This is a genomic window from Candidatus Brocadiia bacterium, from assembly GCA_041658285.1.
GTDB lineage: Bacteria > Planctomycetota > MHYJ01 > JACQXL01 > JACQXL01 > JBBAAP01.
In genome coordinates this window covers 73,707-94,050 of sequence record JBBAAP010000005.1, presented here as the reverse complement: position 1 = coordinate 94,050, position 20,344 = coordinate 73,707, and the positions used below count along the sequence as shown (strand labels likewise).

Sequence of the window (20,344 nt, the reverse complement as noted above, 5' to 3'; positions counted from 1 at the left end):
CCTCGTGCTGGAATCAGCTTACCAATCAAAGAAAGGAAACAAGGATTTAGTATGCAACCATTTAAAGTAACAACGGAGCTGGGCGACAAAAAATTCATTATCGAGACCGGCCATTTAGCCCAGTTGGCTAACGGCTCAGCATTAATAACTTACGGTGATTCGGTCGTCCTGGCCACGGTAGTCATCGGCGAACCCCGCGAATCAAACGGTTTCGGCGACGACGATATGCTCCCCCTGACCGTGGATTACCGGGAAAAAACATCAGCCGCCGGAAAGATTCCGGGCGGGTTCTTCAAGCGCGAAGGCCGACCCTCAACCAAGGAAATCCTGACCATGCGCATGATTGACCGTCCAGTCAGGCCGCTATTCCCCAAAGGATTCAAGCAGGAAATCCTTATTATGACCATGGTCCTCTCGGCTGATAAGAATAACGACCCCGATATCCTGGCTATGAACGGCGCCTCTATGGCCCTGTGCCTCGCCAACGTCGGATTCAAAGGCCCTATCGGCGCTGTCCGTGTCGGCTATGTCAACAAACAATTCGTACTCAACCCCTCATACGATGAAATCAAAACCGGAAGTATGGAACTGGTCATCTCCGGCTCGGCTGACTCGGTCATGATGGTCGAAGGCTTTGCCAAGGAAATACCCGAAGAAACACTTATCGAAGCCATACTCTTCGGACACGAATATATCAAGAAATTGGTGGCCGGCCAGAATGAAATCCTTAAACAGATGAACATCAAGCCCAGAAAGATAGCAGAGGAAAAACCTGACGAATCACTGGAGAAGCTGGCCAAATCCATCCGTAAAGAATCGTATTCCGACCTGGAAAAGAGCATCCTGATAAAGGCCAAGCAGGAACGCCGCGACGCCATAAAGAAACTCAAGGAATCAGTCAAAGAACGCTACCTCAAAGACGTAGCCGAAGATGAAAAAGACAAGTTGTCCAGCCAGATAAGCACCGTCTTCAAGCAGATGGAGCACGAAATAGTCCGAAGCTTGGCCCTGGACGGCAAACGCATGGACGGCCGCGGGCTGAAGGATATCCGCCCGATATCCGGCATGGTCGGATTCCTGCCCCGAACCCATGGTTCATCGCTGTTTACCCGCGGTGAAACCCAGGCATTGGTCAACGTCACTCTCGGAACCGCCGACGACGCCCAGACTATCGAAGGCCTGGAAGAAGAATACGAGAAGCGGTTTATGCTCCATTATAACTTCCCGCCGTTCTCGACCGGCGAAGTCAAGCGCCTAAGCGGCCCGGGCCGCCGGGAAATCGGGCACGGCAACCTGGCCGAACACGCCATAGAGCCGATGCTGCCTGAATTCACCGAATTCCCATACATTATCCGCATCGTTTCGGACATCCTGCAATCCAACGGCTCATCCTCAATGGCCACCGTCTGCGGTAGTTCGCTCTGTCTTATGGACGCCGGCGTGCCCCTGAAAAAACCAGTTTCCGGCATCGCCATGGGCCTTATCAGCGAATCGGATAAAATCGCCATCCTTTCGGACATCCTCGGCAACGAGGACAAACACGGCGATATGGACTTCAAAGTGGCCGGCACCAAGGACGGCATCACCGCGGTCCAGATGGATATCAAGATACACGGCCTGACTCCCGACATAATGACCCGGGCGCTGGCCCAAGCCAAGGAAGGCCGTATGCATATACTGGGCCGGATGCAGGAAATAATCGCCCAGCCCAGGGCCGATATCGCGGAATCCGCTCCCAGAGTCCTTAAGATCAAGATTGACCCTGAAAAAATCGGCATGGTCATCGGACCGGCTGGAAAACATATCAAGAAGCTCGAAGCCGATACCAAGGCCAAGGTGGAAATCGAACAGGACGGCACCATCCTGATTTACGCCGATAACCTGGTTATGGCCGAAGCCGCCCGCACCATCATCGCCAATATGACGGCCGAACCGGAAATCGGCAAAATTTACGACGGCACCGTCACCGGCATCAAGGATTTCGGCGCTTTCGTAGAAATAATCCCCGGCCGCGACGGTATGGTCCATATATCCGAACTCTCGCACGGATTCGTCAAGTCGGTCAGTGACGTCCTCAAGATGGGCGACAAAATCCAGGTTAAGCTCATCAGCATAGACGACACCGGCCGCATAAAACTCAGCCGTAAGGAACTGCTTCCGCCGCCCGAACCGGGCAGCGAACAGTCAGAAGCGCCCCAATCACCGTCCGGCGGCGGGTTCCGCCCGCGCTCAGGCGGCGGCGGATTTAGAAGGTAATTAAAATCTGTCATTTTACCGGATTTTATGCCGCATAAATTCATCAACGCTCTCAAGGAAGGCGACAGCGTCCGGGATATCTACCTGGTATCCGATAAACAACTTCGCAAGACCCGGGCCGGCGCGCCATTCCTGGTCCTGGAACTGACCGATAAAAGCGGTCGCATCAAAGGCATGGTCTGGGACAAGGCCGACGAATTCAACCGCCGCTGCAAGACCGGAGACCTGATAAACTGCCAGGCGCTGGTCGAACCCTACCAGAACGAACTCCAACTCAAAATATCCAACCTGGATGCCGACGTCCCGGCAGACACCGACCGGTCCAACTACCTGGCCCATACCGGCAAGGATATCGAGCTCCTGATGGAAGAGCTCAGGAACATCCTGGCCGGCGTCAAAGACCCCTATTTCGCCGGGTTGATAAAGTCATTTATGGATGACAAGAAATTCGTCGAGCAGCTAAGGATATCCCCGGCCGCCATAGAGTTCCACCATAACTATGTGGGCGGACTGCTGGAACACACCGTCAACCTGCTCCAGCTGGCGCTCCAGATAAGCCCCTGCTACCACAAAATCATCGATACCGACCTGCTCCTGACCGGTACATTCCTGCACGATATCGGGAAAATCCGCGAATACGAAATCCAGCTGGCGCCCAAGATGACCGACGAAGGCTACCTGCTCGGCCATACCGTCATCGGCGTATCCATGGTCGAAGAGCGGGCAAAGAGCATAAAAGACTTCCCGGCCGAGCGCCTGACCCTATTGAAACACCTTATCAGCAGCCATCACGGCCAGCGCGAATTCGGCGCGCCGGTTCTGCCTATGACGCCCGAAGCCCTGATGCTACACTACATAGACAACCTCGACGCCCGCCTGGGCGAATACCAGGCCCTGGCCGAAAAGGCCGACCCCAGCTCCAACTGGACCGAACGCTCCCGCTCACAGGAACGGAAATTCTACAAAAAGAATAGCCCCAAGTAGCATCCGCGCCGGCCTGGCCATAATCATCAAAATCTTGACCTTTGTCGCCACTTAGTATATCCTTTAGATACCATGTAAGCTGATTGTGCGACATCCGACGGATGTGTTTCAGCTTAATCCGTTTCAGTCTGAGGCTGATTCGCCTCCGGCGGAAAATCCGTTAAATACTATGACAGATAACAAAACAGCGTTATTGTTCCCGGGGCAGGGAGCCCAGTTTGTCGGCATGGGCAAGGAACTGGCCCAGAATAACCCGACTGCCCGCAAGGTATTCGACCGGGCTAACCAAATAATGGGGTTTGACCTGGCCAAACTGTGCTTTGACGGCCCCGAGGACGAGCTCAACAAGACCAATATCTGCCAGCCAGCCATCCTGGTTATGAGCCTGGCCGCACTGGAAGTGCTCAAAGAGCAATCCAAACTGCCCAAGTTTGACGCCCTGGCCGGCCTGAGCCTGGGCGAATACACCGCCCTGGCCGCCGGTAACGCCCTGTCCTTTGACGATGCCGTACGCATCGTGGAACGGCGCGGCACCTTTATGCAGGAGGCCTGCAACCAGAACCCCAGCGGCATGGCCGCGGTCATGGGCATTACGCCCGATAAAATCAAAGAGGTCATCGCCAAGGTCAACGGCGTCATCGGCGTGGCCAACCTCAATACCCCGGGACAGGTGGTCATCTCCGGCGATAATAAGGCCATCGAAGAGGCCTCGGCCAAGCTCAAAGAGGCCGGCGCCAAGAAAGTCATCCCGCTCAAAGTGGCCGGCGCCTTCCACTCGCCGCTGATGAAAAGCGCCGAGGATAAACTCAAAATCGAGCTCCAGAAAATCAATATCAAACCGCCCACGGCGCCCATCGTCTCCAACGTCACGGCGGATTACGTTACCGACCCCGGCCAGGCCAAGTCCAACCTGGCCCGCCAGGTGGTCTCGTCAGTGCTCTGGGAGGCCTCGATGCGCAAGCTCATCCAGGACGGATTCAAGACATTCTACGAAATCGGTCCGGGCAATACCCTGACCGGTATGATGCAAAGGATAGACCCAACGGTGCAATGCACCAAACTGTGAGTTATAAATTATGAGTTATGAATTAAAGGATAAAACAGCTATCGTCACCGGCGGCGGCCGCGGCATCGGGCGCGAAATCGCCCTGGCCCTGGCCGTCCAAGGCGCCAACCTGGTCCTGGTCGACGTCGATGAAGCCACCCTCAACCAAACCGCTGCGGATATCCAGGCCAAGGGCGTAAAAGCCCTGCCCATCAAGGCCGATGTCACCAGCGCCGCTGACGCCGACCGGGTGGCCGACGAGGCCAACAAGGCCCTGGGCCGGATAGATATCCTGGTCAATAACGCCGGCATCACCCGCGACAACCTGATTATGCGCATGAAGGAAGACGAATGGGACCGGGTCATCGCCATCAACCTCAAAGGCACATTTAACTTTACTAAAGCCGTGTCCCGTTATATGATGAAGGCTCGTTCGGGCCGGATTGTCAATATCGCCTCGATTATCGGCATTGGAGGCAATGTCGGCCAGGCTAACTACGCCGCTTCCAAGGGCGGGGTTATTGCCCTGACCAAATCGGCGGCCAAGGAGTTCGCCCCGCGCAATATCAACGTCAATGCCGTGGCTCCGGGATTCATCCAGACGGCTATGACCGAGGTCCTGAACGACGAGGTCAAGAACAAAATGATGGAACGCATCCCGCTCCAGCGGCTAGGCACCACCAAGGACGTAGCCGACGCGGTGCTGTTCCTGGTATCGGACGCTTCCAGCTACATCACCGGCCAGGTGCTGGTGGTGGACGGCGGGATGGTGATGTAAAATTATGGTAGATAAAATTAAGCAGTTACGCGAAATGCGCCAGAACGCCCTGCTGGGCGGCGGCAAGGAACGCATCAAGAAACAGCACGAGATGAAAAAGCTCACCGCCCGCGAGCGCATCGAGCTCCTACTCGACAAAAACTCATTCCACGAACTGGATATGTTCGTGCTCCACCAGTGCGACCACTTCGGCCTGGAGAACAAGCGCCCGCTGGGCGACGGCGTGGTCACCGGCTACGGCACCGTCAACGGCCGGCTGGTCTACGTCTTCAGCCAAGACTTCACCGTCTTCGGCGGCGCCCTGGGCGAGGCCTACGCCAATAAGATCTGTAAGGTCATGGACCTGGCTACCAAGGTCGGCGCTCCGGTCATCGGCCTGAACGACTCCGGCGGCGCCCGCATCCAGGAAGGCGTCGTTTCCCTGGGCGGCTATGCCGAGATATTCTTCCGCAACACCCTGGCCTCGGGCGTGGTGCCCCAGCTGTCCGTCATCATGGGCCCGTGCGCCGGCGGCGCGGTCTACTCCCCGGCACTGACCGATTTCATCATCATGGTCAAGAACACCAGCCATATGTTCATCACCGGACCTGAGGTCATCAAGTCCGTTACCAACGAAGAGGTCTCGTTCGAGAAACTGGGCGGGGCTACCACCCATAATACCCTTTCCGGCGTGGCCCACTTCGCGGCTAATGACGAAAAGGACGCCGTGGCCACACTCAAGAAACTGCTCAGCTACCTGCCGGCCAACAATATGGAAGAGCCGCCTTACATGAAACCCAAAGACAAGCCGGACCGGACCGAGAAAGGCCTGGCTAAGATTATACCCGATGACGCCGACAAGCCCTACGATATGCGCCAGGTCATCAAACTGGTCATGGACGAAGAGGACTTCTTCGAGGTCCACTCCGACTGGGCCCGGAACATCGTCGTCGGCTTCGCCCGGCTCAACGGGCACGCCGTCGGCGTGGTCGGCAACCAGCCCCAGTTCCTGGCCGGATGCCTGGACATCAACGCCTCCATCAAGGCCGGACGGTTCGTCCGCTTCTGCGACGCTTTCAATATCCCGCTGGTCACCTTCGTCGACGTGCCCGGCTTCCTGCCCGGCACCACCCAGGAGTTCGGCGGCATCATCCGCAACGGCGCCAAACTGCTTTACGCCTATTGCGAAGCCACCGTGCCCAAGCTGACCGTCATCACCCGCAAGGCCTACGGCGGCGCCTATGACGTTATGTGCTCCAAGCACGTCCGGGCCGATATGAACTTCGCCTGGCCGACGGCCGAAATCGCCGTGATGGGGCCCGAAGGCGCGGTCAATATCATATTTAAGAACGAAATCGCCCAGTCCAAGGACCCGGACGCCACCCGCAAGAAACTGGTGGCCGAATACGAGGCCAAGTTCGAGAACCCCTACATCGCGGCCGAACGGGGCTACATCGACGAGGTCATCGAGGCGCAGGAAACCCGGCCCAAGCTGATATCGGCCCTGGAAACATTACTGAACAAGCGCGAAGCCCGTCCGCCCAAGAAGCACGGGAATATCCCGCTTTAATATATGAAAAAAGAAGAAATGGCCATCATCACCGCGGCGGTGGACGCCTATCTGGAACGGATGGGGCTGGAAGACTACCGCCTGAGCGAACCGGAAACGCCGGTATATAACATCGCGCCCATAACGTTCGAGTCCGAATCCCGGCGCCATTCGGCCTGGAAATGGTCATTATTCCCGACTACCGGCAAGGATAAAGGCCATCGGGAAAGTTTGCATTGGAGATAAAATCGGTTTAATCCGCTAAATCCGCTTACTAAAAAAATTATGGTAAAGATAACAGAAACGGTCCTGCGCGACGGCCACCAGTCGTTAATCGCCACCCGGATGTCCACGGCCGATATGCTGCCCATCGTCGAGAAGCTCGACCAGGTCGGCTTTTTCTCTCTGGAGATGTGGGGCGGCGCCACCTTCGACGTCTGCCTGCGCTACCTCAACGAAGACCCCTGGCAGCGCCTGCGCGAAATACGCAAGCGGGTCAAGAACACCAAACTCCAGATGCTCCTGCGCGGCCAGAACCTGGTCGCCTACCAGCATTTCCCGGACGACATCGTCGTCAAATTCATCCAGAAGGCCCGCGATAACGGCATCGACATCTTCCGCATCTTCGACGCCGTCAACGACATCCGCAACATCGCACTGGCCATCCAGACCGCCAAAAAGGTCGGCGGCCTGGTCGAAGGCTCGATATCATACACGGTCAGCCCGGTCCATACCATCGAGAAATACATCAAGTTCGCCATCGAGCTCAAGGAAGCCGGTTCGGACATCATCTGCATTAAGGATATGAGCGGCATCATCTCGCCCATCGCCGCCTACGACCTGATTAACGCCCTGAAGAAAGAGGTCAAACTGCCGGTGCACCTGCACACGCACTGCTCCAGCGGCATGGCCCCGATAACCTATCTAACCGCGGCCGAGGCCGGCGTGGACATCCTGGATACAGCCATGTCGCCCTTCGCCTGGGGCGCATCGCAGCCGCCCACCGAAAGCATCGTCGGCGCCTTCAAGGGCACGCCCTACGACACCAACCTCAACGTCGAGCTGCTGGCCGAAATCGCCGAGTACTTCCAGACGGTCAAGGAAAAATACAAGGACATCCTGGACCCCATCTCCGAAAGAATCGACCCGCGCATCCTGGTGCACCAGATACCGGGCGGGATGATATCCAACCTGATATCCCAGCTCAAGGCACAGAACGCTATGGGCAAATACGCCCAGGTGCTGGTTGAAACTGCCCTGGTCCGCAAAGAGCTCGGCTACCCGCCGCTGGTCACCCCAACCAGCCAGATAGTCGGCACCCAGGCCGTCTTCAACGTGGTCATGGGCGAACGCTACAAAATGATTTCCAAGGAAGTGAAAAACTACGTCAAAGGGCTCTACGGCCGCTCGCCCGGCCCGATTGACGACGACATCAAGAAGAAGATTATCGGCGACGAGCAGCCCATCCAGGGCCGCCCGGCCGACGGAATGGCTCCGGCCTGGGACAAGACCGTAACCGAGGTCAAGGCGCTCAAGAAGACCGAAACCGTCGCGGACGAAGACGTCCTGGCCTACGCCATCTTCCCGCAGGTAACGGCCGAGTTCTGGGACCGGCAGGCCAAAGGCATCACCGGCCCGACCGAGCCGATAGTCACCAGCGTCAAGTCCAGCGCGCTGGCCGGCGAGATGAACGTCCGCAAAGGCACCCAGCCCGGGCATATCAGCCTGGAACTGAATGACCAGAAGCATCAGGCCACCGTCACCGCCCTGGAAGGCCCCAGCGAAGAGACACTGCCTTTATTGGTCAAGCTCAACGGCTCCGAATATAAGGTCAACGTCCAGAGACAGAAGAAGACGATTCAGCCGGTAATAGTAACCGCTCCGGCTGTCGTGACTGCCCCGGCACCCACGCCTAAAGTCGAGGTTAAACCGGCCGCTCCGGCGACAACGTCATTATCAGGCACGCTGATAGAGGTCAAGGTGCCCATGCCCGGCAAGATAGTATCGGTCAAGGTCAAGCCCGGCGAAAAGGTCAAGCGCAACCAGATGCTCTTCATCCTCGAAGCCATGAAGATGCAAAACGAGATAGACGCGCCCTGCGACGGGACCATAAACTCCATTGCCATCAAGGCCGGCGACAACGTCGAGAGCAACATCTCGGCGATGAATATAAACCCGGCTTAAAACAATTTAAAACCTAAAAAACAACACAAAATCAAGGTTTTATGCAGTTTTCAGGTGATTCAACCCAAAAAGTTATCCACAGGGGGAGCCCCCCCACCCCTATTGACTTAACCCCCTATGCCTTTTGACTTAACTCCCCATACATCTTGACTTAACCCCCTGTACCTTTTGACTTAACCTCCCGTACATCTTGACTTAACCCCACTCTATGTCGAAAAAACGGAAGTAATTCCGAGTAATTCCGGAGTAATTCCGGGTAATTCCGGGGACACCATACTCAATTATTAATTCGGTAAGGTATCCACCGATGCGTTTTCCCATGTCATATTGCCTTAATATGATATCATACAGCTCTTATATGACATCATACTGAAGTAATTCCGGGGACACAATTATTAATTCGGTAAGGAGTCCCCCGAACTTAGCCAGCTACCCTGGAAAGATGTTAGGCAAGGAACGAATTAAATGAGGAATTAGGATAGATTTTAGGAAAATGATGCCCTAGGAAAGGCTTATTTACTGTATTTTCGGAATGCGGGACTGTCCCCAATTACCCATTAGTTATTATCACATTTATTATCACATTTAATGTGTTATTATCACATTCTCTGCCAGAGGGCGTTTCTACCTCTTCCCAGAGTCTTTAGCCGGCCTTGCCGGCGCAAATTCTCCAGAATTACCCGTATCATCGGACGGCTGACACCCGGGCAAGCTCGCGTTACTTCACTGATACTAAATTCCCTGGGCAAATTCTTTACCGCATCCGTTACCCACTCAGTCTTAGCCCCTCTTTTGGCACGAGTGGCTCCGGCCCTATTCTCAAATTCCTTATAGGCGGCGATGAGTATACCTAAACTATACCGCCACCAAGGCAGAATTCTATGTTTGCCTTGATGCCAGTTCTGAGAACATTCTTGTAAAACCTCGTAATAGGTCTCTTTGCTGGCCTCTATTAAACGCTCAATACTGATATAACGACCCACATCATAATCCGTCTGATGAAGCATTAAAACGGTCAGTAGCCGAGAAACTCTGCCATTACCGTCGGCAAACGGATGAATACAGAGGAAATCCAGCGCAAAACTAAATATTAAGAGTAGTTTGTCTATTTTCCCATTATTCCATTCACGATTGAAATGCACACAAAGTTCTTTAATGTAATATTCGGTTTGGTGCGCGGACACCGGCGCGAACCGGGTTATCCAACGGCCATCGGGCAACCTCTCCTCAATAGCATTATCCCGCCTCTTCCACTGGCCCGCGGGCAGATTGGTATGATGAAACATATCCTTATGAAGTTTCAGGATTGTTTCCGGCGAAATATCAAATCGTTTGTAAGAAGTATATATTTTAGCCAGCACATCACGATAACCCACTACCTCTGCCTCGGGCCTGGTTTTGGGCGTTGTCTTCTTGTCCACCAGCGGTTCGAGGCGGGCATTATCCACCACCACGCCCTCTATTCGGTTGGAAGATTCCACGCTTTGAATTATGGCTATGTGTCTAAGAGCCTTTAAAATCTGGGGCGTCTGCCTGGCAAAAAGTTCCTGTTTGCCTCGATATTCGCCCAACGTTCTTAATGTCCCGGCAACATCAAGAGGCGCTGTCTGCCGTTCAAGAAAATTATCAATAAATGATTTCATATTATTACCACTCCTGCCATATCTGGTTTAGTATACCTTAACTCTGTTTACGGTCAAGAAATGCCGGGTTACCCCTCCGCTTTGCGAGAGGCGTGAGTGATTGCTCAAATGTCTTGATTTATTGCCTTGAGCTATTATGCTATTTAGCCACGGAGACACTGAGGTCTCAGAGAAAATAATATTTCTTCGGCTCCGCGCGCTCTGTGCCTCTGTGGCAAGGTTATCTATGAATTCTGTCTGGAACAAGCTGGAACCGGTACTGCTTCAGGCGCATAAGACTTCCCAGTACATCGGCGGGGAGCAGAACAGCGCCGTCAAGGACCCGGACAAAGTGGACATCCGCTTCGGCCTGGCTTTCCCGGATACCTACGCCATCGGAATGTCGCACTGGGGTCTGCAGGTGCTTTACCATATCCTCAACCTGAGGCCGGACACCTACGCCGAGCGCATCTTCGCGCCCTGGATTGATATGGAAACGGTCATGCGCCGGGAGAAGATACCGCTCTTCTCGCTGGAAACCCATTCCCCGGCCGGGGATTTCGACATTATCGGCTTTTCGCTCCAGCACGAGCTGTCTTATACCAACGTCCTTAATATGCTCGACCTGGCCGGCATCCCGCTCAAATCGGCCGAGCGCACCGAGGACCACCCTTTGATTATCGCCGGCGGACCGTCCGTGTTCAACCCCGAGCCCATGGCTGATTTCATAGACATTTTCGTCATCGGCGACGGCGAGGACAAGATTACCGAGTTCGTGAACGCGTTCAAGGCATTGAAGGCCCAGAAACTCAAACGTGCCGAGCTGATTCGCAGGCTGGCCTCGTCAATCACCTGCCTCTATGCACCGTCTTTATACGAAGTGACCTATAACATTGATGGGACAATCAAGGAATTCAAGCCCAGATACCCGGACGTCCCGGCCGGCATCCCCAAGGCGATTGTGGCCGACCTGGACCAGGCGCCGGTGCCGGAAAAGCCGGTCATCCCATTCGGCGAGGCCATCCACGACCGCATCAACATCGAGATAATGCGCGGCTGTCCGCATTCCTGCCGGTTCTGCGTTTCCAGCGTGCTCAAATCGCCGCTCCGGGTGCGTTCGCTGGACTCGGCCCTGAAGCTGGCCGAGGCCACTTACCAGAACACCGGCTATGACGAGATATCCTTGCTGTCGCTTTCCAGCGGCGATTACCCCAACCTGGACGAACTGATATTCCGGCTCAACGCCCGGTTCAAGAGCCGCAAGGTCAGCGTCTCTCTGCCCTCTCTGCACATCAGCGAGAACCTCAAGCGCCTGCCCGAGGTCATCAACGCCGTGCGGAAGAGCGGGTTCACCATCGCGCCCGAGGTCGGGCAGGATTCGCTCCGGGCCGTCATCAACAAGAACGTCGACGACGAGGACCTCTACCAGGCCATCAAATCGGCTTACCAGCAGGGCTGGCGCCAGATTAAACTCTATTTTATGATCGGACTGCCCGGCGAGACGGACGACGACATCCAGGCCATCGTCAATATGGCCCGGCAGGCCTCGTTCCTGGGCAAGGAGGCCACCGGCCGTTACGGCGCCGTCAATATCACCATATCGCCTTTCGTGCCCAAGCCGCATACGCCATTCCAGTGGAGCCGGATGATACCGGTAGCCGAGATAAGGCGCAAGCAGGAGCTCATCCGCTACGGCCTGTCCCGGATGCGCAATATCAACCTCAAGTTCCACAAGCCCGAGCGCAGTTATCTGGAAGGCGTCTTTTCCCGGGGCGACCGGAGATTAGGCGGACTGCTGATGGACGCCTGGCAGGCCGGGTGCAAGTTCGACGCCTGGGAAGAGGCGTTCAGTTTCAGCCGCTGGCAGGCGGTGCTGGACAAACTGACGCCGGTCAACGGCCAGCCCCCGTTCGGGGATGCTCACCTACCAGCGGCTGATTTCTACGCCCTGCGTGAGCGGACCGAGACCGAGACCCTGCCTTGGGCGCATATAGAATCCGGATTCACCAAAGAGCAGATGCTCGAGGACTGGCACGAATGCCTGGCCAAGATACAGGAGACGACGAAGAAATAAGATTATTAACCGCAGATTTGGCAGATATAGCCGATTAACCCTCCGCACAACCCGTTCCGGGTCCTTGCCCTGAGGACCCGTCAGGGTCCGTAGGGTCAGCATAATCCGCGGTTTCAAACTATTATGAAGCAGTTGGTAATAGCATTATTACTCGGGCTGTCTATAGTGTCGGGCTGCACCAGCCCTGAACCCAAACCGCCCGTAGATGAAGCCCGCCAGCAACAGATAAAAGAAGCGCTGGACAAAATCACTGGACAAAACCAAGAGGAACGATACGATGCTACCCAACAGCTTGCGGATATGGGCGCCAAAGAATTAATTCCTGAAATTATAAAATTATTACAACATAACAATCCAAGAATTCGCTATGCAGCTGTTTCTATATTGGGAACATTTGACACGAAAGATGCTATGCCGCAGATTAAAAAGCTATTCCAAGATGATGACCCAGAGGTTCGTAGATTAACTATTATAGTATTAGGTGATTTTGGTGACAAAGAGGTTATACCTGAATTAGTCAAACTCTTAAATTATGATGCCGAAGAGACACGTGGCTTTGCGGCATTGCTTTTGGTGGAGTTAGGCGCTAAGGACAAAGTGCCAGCCAAAGTAGTAGAAGACATAAAACTATTTTTAAAATCTAACCATAGTGACGAATCCCGTGCCCGGGCGGCGCTGAAAGAGCTCGGGGTTGAGGTGCCCGAGGAAACTAAATAATACTCAGCTAAATCCGTTTAATCCGCTTACTAAACTATTATGACAGATTTCGGCGTCAGCGAACAGAAGATAAAACAGCTCCGGGATAAGATGGCCCGGCTGGGCATCCGGGAGCAGGATATCGAGGAAAGTTTTATCAGGTCGTCCGGCCCGGGCGGGCAGAACGTCAACAAGACCTCCACCTGCGTTTACCTCAAGCACCTGCCCAGCGGTATCGAGGTCAAGTGCCAGGCCGAGCGCTCCCAGGTGCTCAACCGCTACCGGGCCAGGCAGATTCTGGCCGACAAGATAGAGACCCTGAAGCTGGGCCGGCTCTCGGCCGAACAGCAGCGCATCGCCAAGCTCCGGCGCCAGAAGCGCAAGCGCTCCAAACGGGCCAAGCAGAAGATGCTCGATGCCAAGCATAAGCACTCGGAAAAAAAACAGCTCCGCTCGGATATCCGGGATATGGACTGATCTTACCACAGAGACACAAAGAACACAGAGACCAACTATAAATTATTTAACAGGGAATTAAAGAGACTTTTATACTTCGGCAGTTGAAGGAACGACTTATCCCTAGACCCTCAGAGGTCTTGGGACAAGCCCACAGGCTATCCCGCTTATAGGGGCAAGAACCCTAACGGGCTGCCGAGTATACTGGGCTAATAACTCACTACGTTCTAACAGCCCAAGTATCAGACTTAGCATAATATAAATCAGTCACTTACCAGTCTCTTCCAGTCCCTGTTATAAAGGTCTTCATGGTGAATAGTATTTTCCTTGACCTAAGTAGGAATAATCATTAAATGTCCTAAATAATAAACAGCTTAATCAGCTGAATCCGCTTACTTAAGGCTATATGGATTGTAACGTTTTCATTCTCAGGACCGCCGGGACTAATTGCGACAACGAGCTGGCCTTTGCCTTCCGCAAGGCCGGAGCGCAGACCGAGCAGATCCATATCAACCGCTGGCTCAAGGACAAGAAGATGGTCCATAAATACGACATCTTCGCCATCCCCGGCGGTTTTTCTTACGGCGACGACCTGGGCGCCGGCACCGTCCTGGCAAACCAGATAAAACAACACCTGCTCGAAGAACTGCTCAAGTTCGTGGATGACGGTAAGCTCATCATCGGCATCTGCAACGGGTTCCAGGCCCTGGTCAAGACCGGCCTGCTGCCCCGGCTGGACCCGACCCTGGACAAGAACACCTACGTCCAGGAAGTGACCCTGGCCAATAACGATTCGGCCAAGTACGAAGACCGCTGGGTCTACCTTAAGGGCTATTCCAAGAAGTGCGTCTTTACCAAAGGGCTGACCCGGCCGCTCTATTACCTGCCGGTGGCGCACGGCGAGGGCAAGTTCATCGCGCGCGATAAGGCCATACTCAAACAGCTGAAGGACAACGACCAAATAGTCTTCCGCTATACCGATATCGAGGGCAAGCCGACCATGCGCTATCCGGTCAATCCCAACGGCGCCACGGACAGCATCGCCGGCATCTGCGACACCACCGGCCGGGTGCTCGGGCTGATGCCTCATCCGGAACGCTTCCAGGATTTCACCAACCACCCACGCTGGACCCGCGAGAAGATACAGGAACCGACCGACGGCATGCTGATGTTCCTCAATGCCGTTAATTATATCAAGAGCCGCTGATAATAAAACCCTAATTCCTAAAACCTAAACAAATCACAATATATAAATACTAAAATGCAGGCTTTACATAGTTTGGGTATTGGGATTTTGAGATTGTTTAGTATTTAGGTATTAGATCTTAGTGCTTATTCCCACTCTGCTTACTTCTTCAACCAGTTTCCCGGTATGAATATTTCCAGGCGGGTGGCGTTGGTAGCCGGATTGGTGAGCTGGACAATGATGTCGCTGACGCCGTCGTTATTGAGGTCGTTGACGATGGGCTCGCCCTGGGGCATGCCCGTCAGCTTGAACCCATCTTTTATCGAGGCCAGCAGGATTTCCTGGGCCGGCTCCCGCTCGAACACCCGGCCGGCCACGCCGGGATATATCTGGAGCTTGCCGTCGGCGGTGGAAATGAGCAGGTCTTTCAGGCCGTCCTTGTTAAAATCACCGGAGAACGACCAGAGGTACGGCGTCTGGAAAGTATAGTTTATGGCCTTGCTGCCGGAGATATTGCCGCTGCCGGAGATATTGAGCGTGAACGGCACGTTGAACTCCCGGACATAGTCCGGGCTCTTGGGGAACCCGCTTCCCGGCCGGGCCAGGTAGACAACCATTTCCCAGTCGACGCTGTGCGCCAGGAACGCCTGCAGCCCGCCCAGCACGCCCAGCTTCTTCATCTGGACCAGCACCAGGTCACGCAACCCGTCGTTATTAAGGTCTATCAGGCTGTCGGAGACTATCCAGTTGCCGGTGCGGATTATCTGGGCCGGCTTCCCGAATTCCGGCGCCAGGTAGACGGTGATGACGCCCTCGCTGCTGTCGGCCGTGACGATGTCGGCCTTCTTGTCGTTGTTTATGTCCTCGATGACCGGCGCGATGATGTTTATTTCGTTGGAGTCGGCCGCCTTGGCCTGGAGCACCGAACTGCTCACCCACCGACCGTCGTTGATGAAGCACCTTATATCCGACGTTGTCAGGGCCAGCACGTCGTTGTTGCCATCACCGTTGATGTCGGCGATTATCAGCCTGGGCAAGGATGTCCGGGTCGTTACCGGCTCGAATACGGATTGCTCGTTGTAATTGACGCTGGTCCGCATCAGGTAAGGGATGTTGGCCGCGATTTTGTACTGGTTGTCGATTAGACGAGCCAGAGAGAACCGGTTCTCGCAGGGGATGAACGCGCCCAGCTCTGGATAGATGAATTTCCGGTAAATGGGCTTGTCATTGGGCTTGCCCCGGAATATGGTCGGCGCGGACAGCTCCGGAGTGAACTTGCCCAAGTCGCCGAACCCGGACTTGACCAGGCCTTCGGGCGTGACCCCGAATATCGCGCCGGATATGTCGTAGATAAAAATATTATCCGGCAGGATGACCGTGTTGGCCAGGGCGTATCCGGCAGCCTCTGACGGCTTGTAAACCAACAGCTGGCGCTTGTTCTGGATAATCAACTCAGGCCGGCTGTCATTATTGATGTCCTGGACTATGATGTTGTCAACCGGACCGTTAACATCTATCTGTCCGGGCTGAAAGGCAAAGCCGTCGGCAAAGAGCATCGACGCGCTGATGACCAGCAAGGCCGCGTAAAATATCTTCATCTTCATATCAGGCTCTGGCCTTCCATATCGCTCGGTTTGTCTATACCCAGTATCTTGAGCATGGTCGGCGCGATGTCGCATAACTTTCCGCCGGCCCGGAGCTTCTTGCCTTTGAACCCTTCGCCCACCAGGGTGAACGGCACCAGATTGGTGGTATGGTATGTGTGCGGACCGCCGTTCTTGTAATCCAGCATCTCGTCGGCATTGCCGTGGTCGGCCGTAACCAGCGCCGCGCCGCCCTTGGCCAGGACGGCATTGACCACCTGGCCAACGCAGTCGTCAACAACCTCGACGGCCTTTATGGCGGCCGGCAATACGCCGGTATGCCCGACCATATCGCAGTTGGCGTAGTTCATTATGATGACATCGTACTTATTTTCGGCCACGGCCTTGAGCACCTGGCTGGTCACTTCCGGCGCGCTCATTTCCGGCTTCATATCGTAGGTGGCCACCTTGGACGACGGTATCAGGGCGCGGTCTTCGCCCGGATAGGCCTTTTCCTGTCCGCCGTTGAAGAAATATGTGACGTGGGCGTATTTCTCGGTCTCGGCGATGCGCAGTTGCTTTAACCCCTTGCCGGACAGGACCTCGGACAGGATATTCTTGAGCGCCAGCGGTTTGAAGGCCACCGGCAGGTTAAGCTTTTCGTCATAGACGGTCATCATGGTGTAATGAATGCGCGGGAATACCCGGCGCGGGAAGTCCGAGAATCCCGGGTCGGTCAGCGCCCGGGTTATCTCCCTAGCCCGGTCGGCCCGGAAGTTGAAGAATATGACGGCGTCGTTGTCGCCGATGCGCTTGGTGTTGTCCAGAACTATCGGCTTGATGAACTCGTCGGTCTCGCCCCGGGCATAGGCGTCCTTGACGGCCTGAACCGGTTCGGATGCCTTGAGTCCGGCGCCGGCGGTCAGGGCGTCGTAAGCCAGCTGGAGCCGTTCCCAGCGCTTGTCCCGGTCCATCAGGTAATAGCGGCCGGAAATGGTAGCTATCCGGCCCATATTAATTATATCCATTTCTTTCTGGAGCCGCTCGATATAACCGACGCCGCTGTTGGGCGGCGTATCGCGCCCGTCCATGGCTGCGTGGAACATGACCTGGTCGCGAGACAAGCCATTGCGCCGGGCCAGCTCTAACAGGGCGAAGTAATGCGTGTCGGTGCTGTGCACCCCGCCGTCCGAGACCAGGCCCATCAGGTGCAATGCCGATTTGTTGGACTTGACATGCTCGATGGCGCTGACGAACTCCGGAATTTTATAGAACGAGCCGTCCTGGACGGCTTTATCGATGCGGGTGATTTCCTGCCAGACGATGCGTCCGGCGCCGATGTTGAGATGCCCCACCTCGGAATTGCCCATCAGGCCGGCCGGCAGCCCCACGTCCAGGCCCGAGGCCGACAACTGGGTGCAAGGATACTCCTGGCACATCTTTTTGAGATTGGGGCTTTTGGCCAGCTTGATGGCGTTGCCTTCGGTCTTGGGGTTGATGCCCCAGCCGTCCATGATTATTAATACTAACGGTTTAACCATATTTTATTATCTTATTCACCGCCCGCCCGAATCCCAAGGCCAGGCTGACCTTGACGGTCCGCAGTCCGGCTTTCTTGCCGGCCAGCATATCCTTTGACGAGTCGCCGACCATAAATGACTTCTTGAGGTCTATGTTATGCCGCCCGGCCGCACGGCGGATAAGGCCCGGTTCCGGCTTGCGGCACTTGCACTTCAGGCGATACTTCTTGACCACCCCTTCAGGGTGATGCGGGCAATGATAAACGCCGGCTATCTTTACGCCTTGCGCCTGCAGCAAGCTGATTAATCTCCGGTGTATCCGTGCAAGCTGGGCTTCGGTGATAACGCCCCGGGCCACCACTGACTGGTTAGTGACGATGATAAGCTTGTAGCCCTTTGATTGCAGCTGTTTCAATCCGCCAATCACCCCGGGATAGAATTTTATCTCTGACGGGCACACGACGCAGTCGTTAAGCACCCGGCCGAATTTAGTATTAATCAGTCTTGGCCTCATGGGCTTAATCAAGGTCCGGTCGCGGTCCAGGAACACGGCTTTATTCATATTTAATCAAATATGGCCGATACGAATTTATCGGTCTCGAACATCTCGATATCATCAATATTCTCGCCGATGCCGATGAATTTTACCGGCAGGTTAAGCTGCTTTTTTATGGCTACAATGATGCCGCCCTTGGCCGTGCCATCGAGTTTGGCCAGAAATATCCCGGTCAGAGGTGTGGCCTCGTTAAATACCTTAGCCTGGATGATGCCGTTCTGCCCGGTGGTCGCATCCAGCACCAGCAGTGTCTCGTGGGGCGCGCCGGGTATTTTGCGGTTAAGGACGTTCTTTATCTTGCCCAGCTCATTCATCAGATTGGTTTTGGTATGAAGCCGGCCGGCGGTATCGACGATAAGGACATCAATCTTCCGGGCTATGGCCGCTTCAGCCGCATCGAAGGCCACCGCGCCCGGGTCAGAGCCGTCCTGCTGCTTTATAATGTCTATGCCCAGGCGTTCGCTCCAGACTGTCAGCTGTTCGATGGCCGCGGCCCGGAACGTGTCACCGGCCGCCAGCAGGACCTTTTTGCCGTCCTTGGCGAACCTGTTAGCCAGTTTGGCTATCGAGGTGGTTTTCCCGGTGCCGTTAACGCCGACCACCAGGATAACGGTCGGCCCTGAAGCCGGCGCATTGAGGACAACTTTATCCTGGGAAAGCGCGGACTTGAGTTCCGATTTAAGATAATCTATGACCTGGCCGGAATCGGACAGCCGTCCGTCCTTATAAGATTGCTTGAGATGTTCGATGATGCTGTTTACCGTTTCGACGCCGATATCGGCCGCAATCAGGATTTCCTCCAGGCGGTTAAGCGTTTCCTCGTCTATCTTGCGCCCGAGAAGAAGGTCCTTGATATCGGTCCCTAAAATATTCCTGGTCTTGACCAGGCCTTCTTTCAGCTTAGATAAAACAGCATTAAACATGATTAATCTTTAGCCTGATGTTTTTCCTTTATCCGGTCCAGCACGCCGTTGACAAAGGCAGGAGTGGTCTTATCACCGTATTTCTTGGCCAGGTCCACGGCTTCATTTATGACCACCGCGGGCGGCACATCCGGACAATGGACAAGTTCGTAGGCGGCTAAACGCAGAATGGAGCGGTCGATAACGCCCAACCTGTCGAATTCCCAGTTTTCCAAGGCATCCGAGATTGTTTTATCTAGGTAATCCTTGTTCTTCTGGTATCCTTCGAATATCAGGCTGGCATAAATACCGGATTCTGACGATTCTTCATCCCTATCATCCTCATCCGGTTCAGGCAGGACAGAAGACTTATATTTGAATCGGCCTTGGTTCAACTCGTTCTGATAAAGCATCCGAAGAGCGGTTTCCCGGGCGTATGTTCTTTGGCGCATGGTAGAAAAATCCCTGCCCGCCGGGGGCTATGCTATGCGGTTAAGATTATAACTGGTCAACCAGGTTGACCATTTCGATGGCCGCTTCGGCCGCCTGGGCGCCCTTATTCCCGCGCTTGATGCCGGCCCGTTCCATGGCCTGCTCCACATTCTCCGCGGTAATAATGCCGAACTCTATGGGCAGTCCGCTTTCAAACGCCACCTGGGCGATGCCCTTGGCCGATTCCGCGGCGATGTAGTCAAAATGCGGCGTGTCGCCCCTGATAATCGCGCCGAGGCATATCAAGGCGTCATACTTCTTGGTCTTAGCCATCTTTTGGGCAATCAGGGGAATCTCAAACGAGCCCGGAACCCATGCCACGTCAATATCATCCTTCTTAACGCCATGCCTCAAAAGCTTATCTTCAGCGCCCTCCAGAAGCTTTTTGGTAATCAGTTCGTTGAATCGGCTGACAATGATGCCGAACCTCTTTTTGGAAGCGCTTAAATCGCCTTGGTATATCTTACCCATACGAACCTCCT

Annotated in this window: 18 protein-coding genes; 11 read left to right on the top strand and 7 right to left on the bottom strand. The window is 54.8% G+C overall.

The annotated features are described in order from the left end of the window. Positions 1–51: 51 nt before the first annotated feature. The 7 genes from pnp to oadA all read left to right on the top strand — a co-directional run bounded on the left by pnp (position 52) and on the right by oadA (position 8,775). Positions 52–2,256 carry a polyribonucleotide nucleotidyltransferase gene (pnp, locus tag WC980_06715; protein MFA5794740.1) on the top strand — a complete coding sequence of 735 codons (2,205 nt, stop codon included), beginning with the start codon at positions 52–54 and terminating at the stop codon, positions 2,254–2,256. Positions 2,257–2,283: 27 nt separating this feature from the next. Next, the gene (locus WC980_06710; GenBank protein ID MFA5794739.1) at positions 2,284–3,240 is read left to right on the top strand and encodes an HD domain-containing protein; all 957 of its coding nucleotides are present in this window, start codon (positions 2,284–2,286) and stop codon (positions 3,238–3,240) included. A 169-nt stretch (positions 3,241–3,409) separates the two neighbouring features. Beyond that, positions 3,410–4,306: an ACP S-malonyltransferase gene (gene fabD, locus WC980_06705; GenBank protein MFA5794738.1), complete on the top strand. Its 897-nt coding sequence runs from the start codon at positions 3,410–3,412 to the stop codon at positions 4,304–4,306. Positions 4,307–4,316: 10 nt separating this feature from the next. Then, positions 4,317–5,063 (top strand): 3-oxoacyl-[acyl-carrier-protein] reductase, encoded by a 747-nt coding sequence (fabG, locus tag WC980_06700; protein ID MFA5794737.1) that lies wholly within the window; start codon positions 4,317–4,319, stop codon positions 5,061–5,063. A gap of 4 nt (positions 5,064–5,067) precedes the next feature. Beyond that, positions 5,068–6,612, top strand: coding sequence for an acyl-CoA carboxylase subunit beta (locus WC980_06695; protein MFA5794736.1), 1,545 nt, complete (start codon positions 5,068–5,070; stop codon positions 6,610–6,612). A gap of 3 nt (positions 6,613–6,615) precedes the next feature. Further along, positions 6,616–6,837, top strand: coding sequence for a hypothetical protein (locus WC980_06690; protein ID MFA5794735.1), 222 nt, complete (start codon positions 6,616–6,618; stop codon positions 6,835–6,837). Between the two features lie 39 nt (positions 6,838–6,876). After that, the gene (oadA, locus tag WC980_06685) at positions 6,877–8,775 is read left to right on the top strand and encodes a sodium-extruding oxaloacetate decarboxylase subunit alpha (GenBank protein ID MFA5794734.1); all 1,899 of its coding nucleotides are present in this window, start codon (positions 6,877–6,879) and stop codon (positions 8,773–8,775) included. Positions 8,776–9,374: 599 nt separating this feature from the next. Here the strand turns inward: oadA and WC980_06680 are convergent. Continuing rightward, positions 9,375–10,418 carry a Fic family protein gene (locus tag WC980_06680; protein MFA5794733.1) on the bottom strand — a complete coding sequence of 348 codons (1,044 nt, stop codon included), beginning with the start codon at positions 10,416–10,418 and terminating at the stop codon, positions 9,375–9,377. Between the two features lie 226 nt (positions 10,419–10,644). Here WC980_06680 and WC980_06675 point away from each other — a divergent pair, with 226 nt between their 5' ends. From WC980_06675 to purQ, 4 genes are all read left to right on the top strand, one after another. After that, positions 10,645–12,471, top strand: a complete 1,827-nt coding sequence (locus WC980_06675) for a TIGR03960 family B12-binding radical SAM protein (GenBank protein ID MFA5794732.1) — start codon at positions 10,645–10,647, stop codon at positions 12,469–12,471. Between the two features lie 123 nt (positions 12,472–12,594). Then, on the top strand, positions 12,595–13,188 hold the full coding sequence (locus WC980_06670; GenBank protein MFA5794731.1) for a HEAT repeat domain-containing protein: 594 nt from the start codon (positions 12,595–12,597) through the stop codon (positions 13,186–13,188). A 39-nt stretch (positions 13,189–13,227) separates the two neighbouring features. Continuing rightward, positions 13,228–13,644, top strand: coding sequence for a peptide chain release factor-like protein (locus WC980_06665; GenBank protein ID MFA5794730.1), 417 nt, complete (start codon positions 13,228–13,230; stop codon positions 13,642–13,644). Positions 13,645–14,029: 385 nt separating this feature from the next. Beyond that, entirely contained in the window at positions 14,030–14,830 is an 801-nt protein-coding gene (purQ, locus tag WC980_06660; GenBank protein ID MFA5794729.1) for a phosphoribosylformylglycinamidine synthase I, read from the top strand. 140 nt (positions 14,831–14,970) lie between these two features. Here the strand turns inward: purQ and WC980_06655 are convergent, their stop codons facing one another. From WC980_06655 to ribE, 6 genes are read right to left on the bottom strand one after another with little or no spacing between them, the layout of a single operon-like run. Continuing rightward, positions 14,971–16,413, bottom strand: a complete 1,443-nt coding sequence (locus WC980_06655) for a VCBS repeat-containing protein (GenBank protein ID MFA5794728.1) — start codon at positions 16,411–16,413, stop codon at positions 14,971–14,973. After that, positions 16,410–17,933, bottom strand: a complete 1,524-nt coding sequence (gpmI, locus tag WC980_06650; protein MFA5794727.1) for a 2,3-bisphosphoglycerate-independent phosphoglycerate mutase — start codon at positions 17,931–17,933, stop codon at positions 16,410–16,412. Before gpmI ends, WC980_06655 begins: the two co-directional genes overlap by 4 nt. Continuing rightward, entirely contained in the window at positions 17,926–18,474 is a 549-nt protein-coding gene (locus WC980_06645; protein MFA5794726.1) for an HAD family hydrolase, read from the bottom strand. The genes gpmI and WC980_06645 overlap by 8 nt, the downstream gene beginning before the upstream one ends. Positions 18,475–18,476: 2 nt before the next feature. Beyond that, positions 18,477–19,391, bottom strand: a complete 915-nt coding sequence (ftsY, locus tag WC980_06640; GenBank protein ID MFA5794725.1) for a signal recognition particle-docking protein FtsY — start codon at positions 19,389–19,391, stop codon at positions 18,477–18,479. Positions 19,392–19,393: 2 nt separating this feature from the next. Further along, positions 19,394–19,822 carry a transcription antitermination factor NusB gene (gene nusB / locus WC980_06635; protein MFA5794724.1) on the bottom strand — a complete coding sequence of 143 codons (429 nt, stop codon included), beginning with the start codon at positions 19,820–19,822 and terminating at the stop codon, positions 19,394–19,396. A 46-nt stretch (positions 19,823–19,868) separates the two neighbouring features. Then, on the bottom strand, positions 19,869–20,333 hold the full coding sequence (gene ribE, locus WC980_06630) for a 6,7-dimethyl-8-ribityllumazine synthase (GenBank protein ID MFA5794723.1): 465 nt from the start codon (positions 20,331–20,333) through the stop codon (positions 19,869–19,871). Positions 20,334–20,344: the final 11 nt, after the last annotated feature.

Coding starts and splice junctions, on each gene's coding strand:
- pnp (MFA5794740.1), top strand. CDS start 52: ATGCAACCATTTAAAGTAACAACGGAGCTGGGCGACAAAAAATTCATT.
- WC980_06710 (MFA5794739.1), top strand. CDS start 2,284: ATGCCGCATAAATTCATCAACGCTCTCAAGGAAGGCGACAGCGTCCGG.
- fabD (MFA5794738.1), top strand. CDS start 3,410: ATGACAGATAACAAAACAGCGTTATTGTTCCCGGGGCAGGGAGCCCAG.
- fabG (MFA5794737.1), top strand. CDS start 4,317: ATGAGTTATGAATTAAAGGATAAAACAGCTATCGTCACCGGCGGCGGC.
- WC980_06695 (MFA5794736.1), top strand. CDS start 5,068: ATGGTAGATAAAATTAAGCAGTTACGCGAAATGCGCCAGAACGCCCTG.
- WC980_06690 (MFA5794735.1), top strand. CDS start 6,616: ATGAAAAAAGAAGAAATGGCCATCATCACCGCGGCGGTGGACGCCTAT.
- oadA (MFA5794734.1), top strand. CDS start 6,877: ATGGTAAAGATAACAGAAACGGTCCTGCGCGACGGCCACCAGTCGTTA.
- WC980_06680 (MFA5794733.1), bottom strand. CDS start 10,418: ATGAAATCATTTATTGATAATTTTCTTGAACGGCAGACAGCGCCTCTT.
- WC980_06675 (MFA5794732.1), top strand. CDS start 10,645: ATGAATTCTGTCTGGAACAAGCTGGAACCGGTACTGCTTCAGGCGCAT.
- WC980_06670 (MFA5794731.1), top strand. CDS start 12,595: ATGAAGCAGTTGGTAATAGCATTATTACTCGGGCTGTCTATAGTGTCG.
- WC980_06665 (MFA5794730.1), top strand. CDS start 13,228: ATGACAGATTTCGGCGTCAGCGAACAGAAGATAAAACAGCTCCGGGAT.
- purQ (MFA5794729.1), top strand. CDS start 14,030: ATGGATTGTAACGTTTTCATTCTCAGGACCGCCGGGACTAATTGCGAC.
- WC980_06655 (MFA5794728.1), bottom strand. CDS start 16,413: ATGAAGATGAAGATATTTTACGCGGCCTTGCTGGTCATCAGCGCGTCG.
- gpmI (MFA5794727.1), bottom strand. CDS start 17,933: ATGGTTAAACCGTTAGTATTAATAATCATGGACGGCTGGGGCATCAAC.
- WC980_06645 (MFA5794726.1), bottom strand. CDS start 18,474: ATGAATAAAGCCGTGTTCCTGGACCGCGACCGGACCTTGATTAAGCCC.
- ftsY (MFA5794725.1), bottom strand. CDS start 19,391: ATGTTTAATGCTGTTTTATCTAAGCTGAAAGAAGGCCTGGTCAAGACC.
- nusB (MFA5794724.1), bottom strand. CDS start 19,822: ATGCGCCAAAGAACATACGCCCGGGAAACCGCTCTTCGGATGCTTTAT.
- ribE (MFA5794723.1), bottom strand. CDS start 20,333: ATGGGTAAGATATACCAAGGCGATTTAAGCGCTTCCAAAAAGAGGTTC.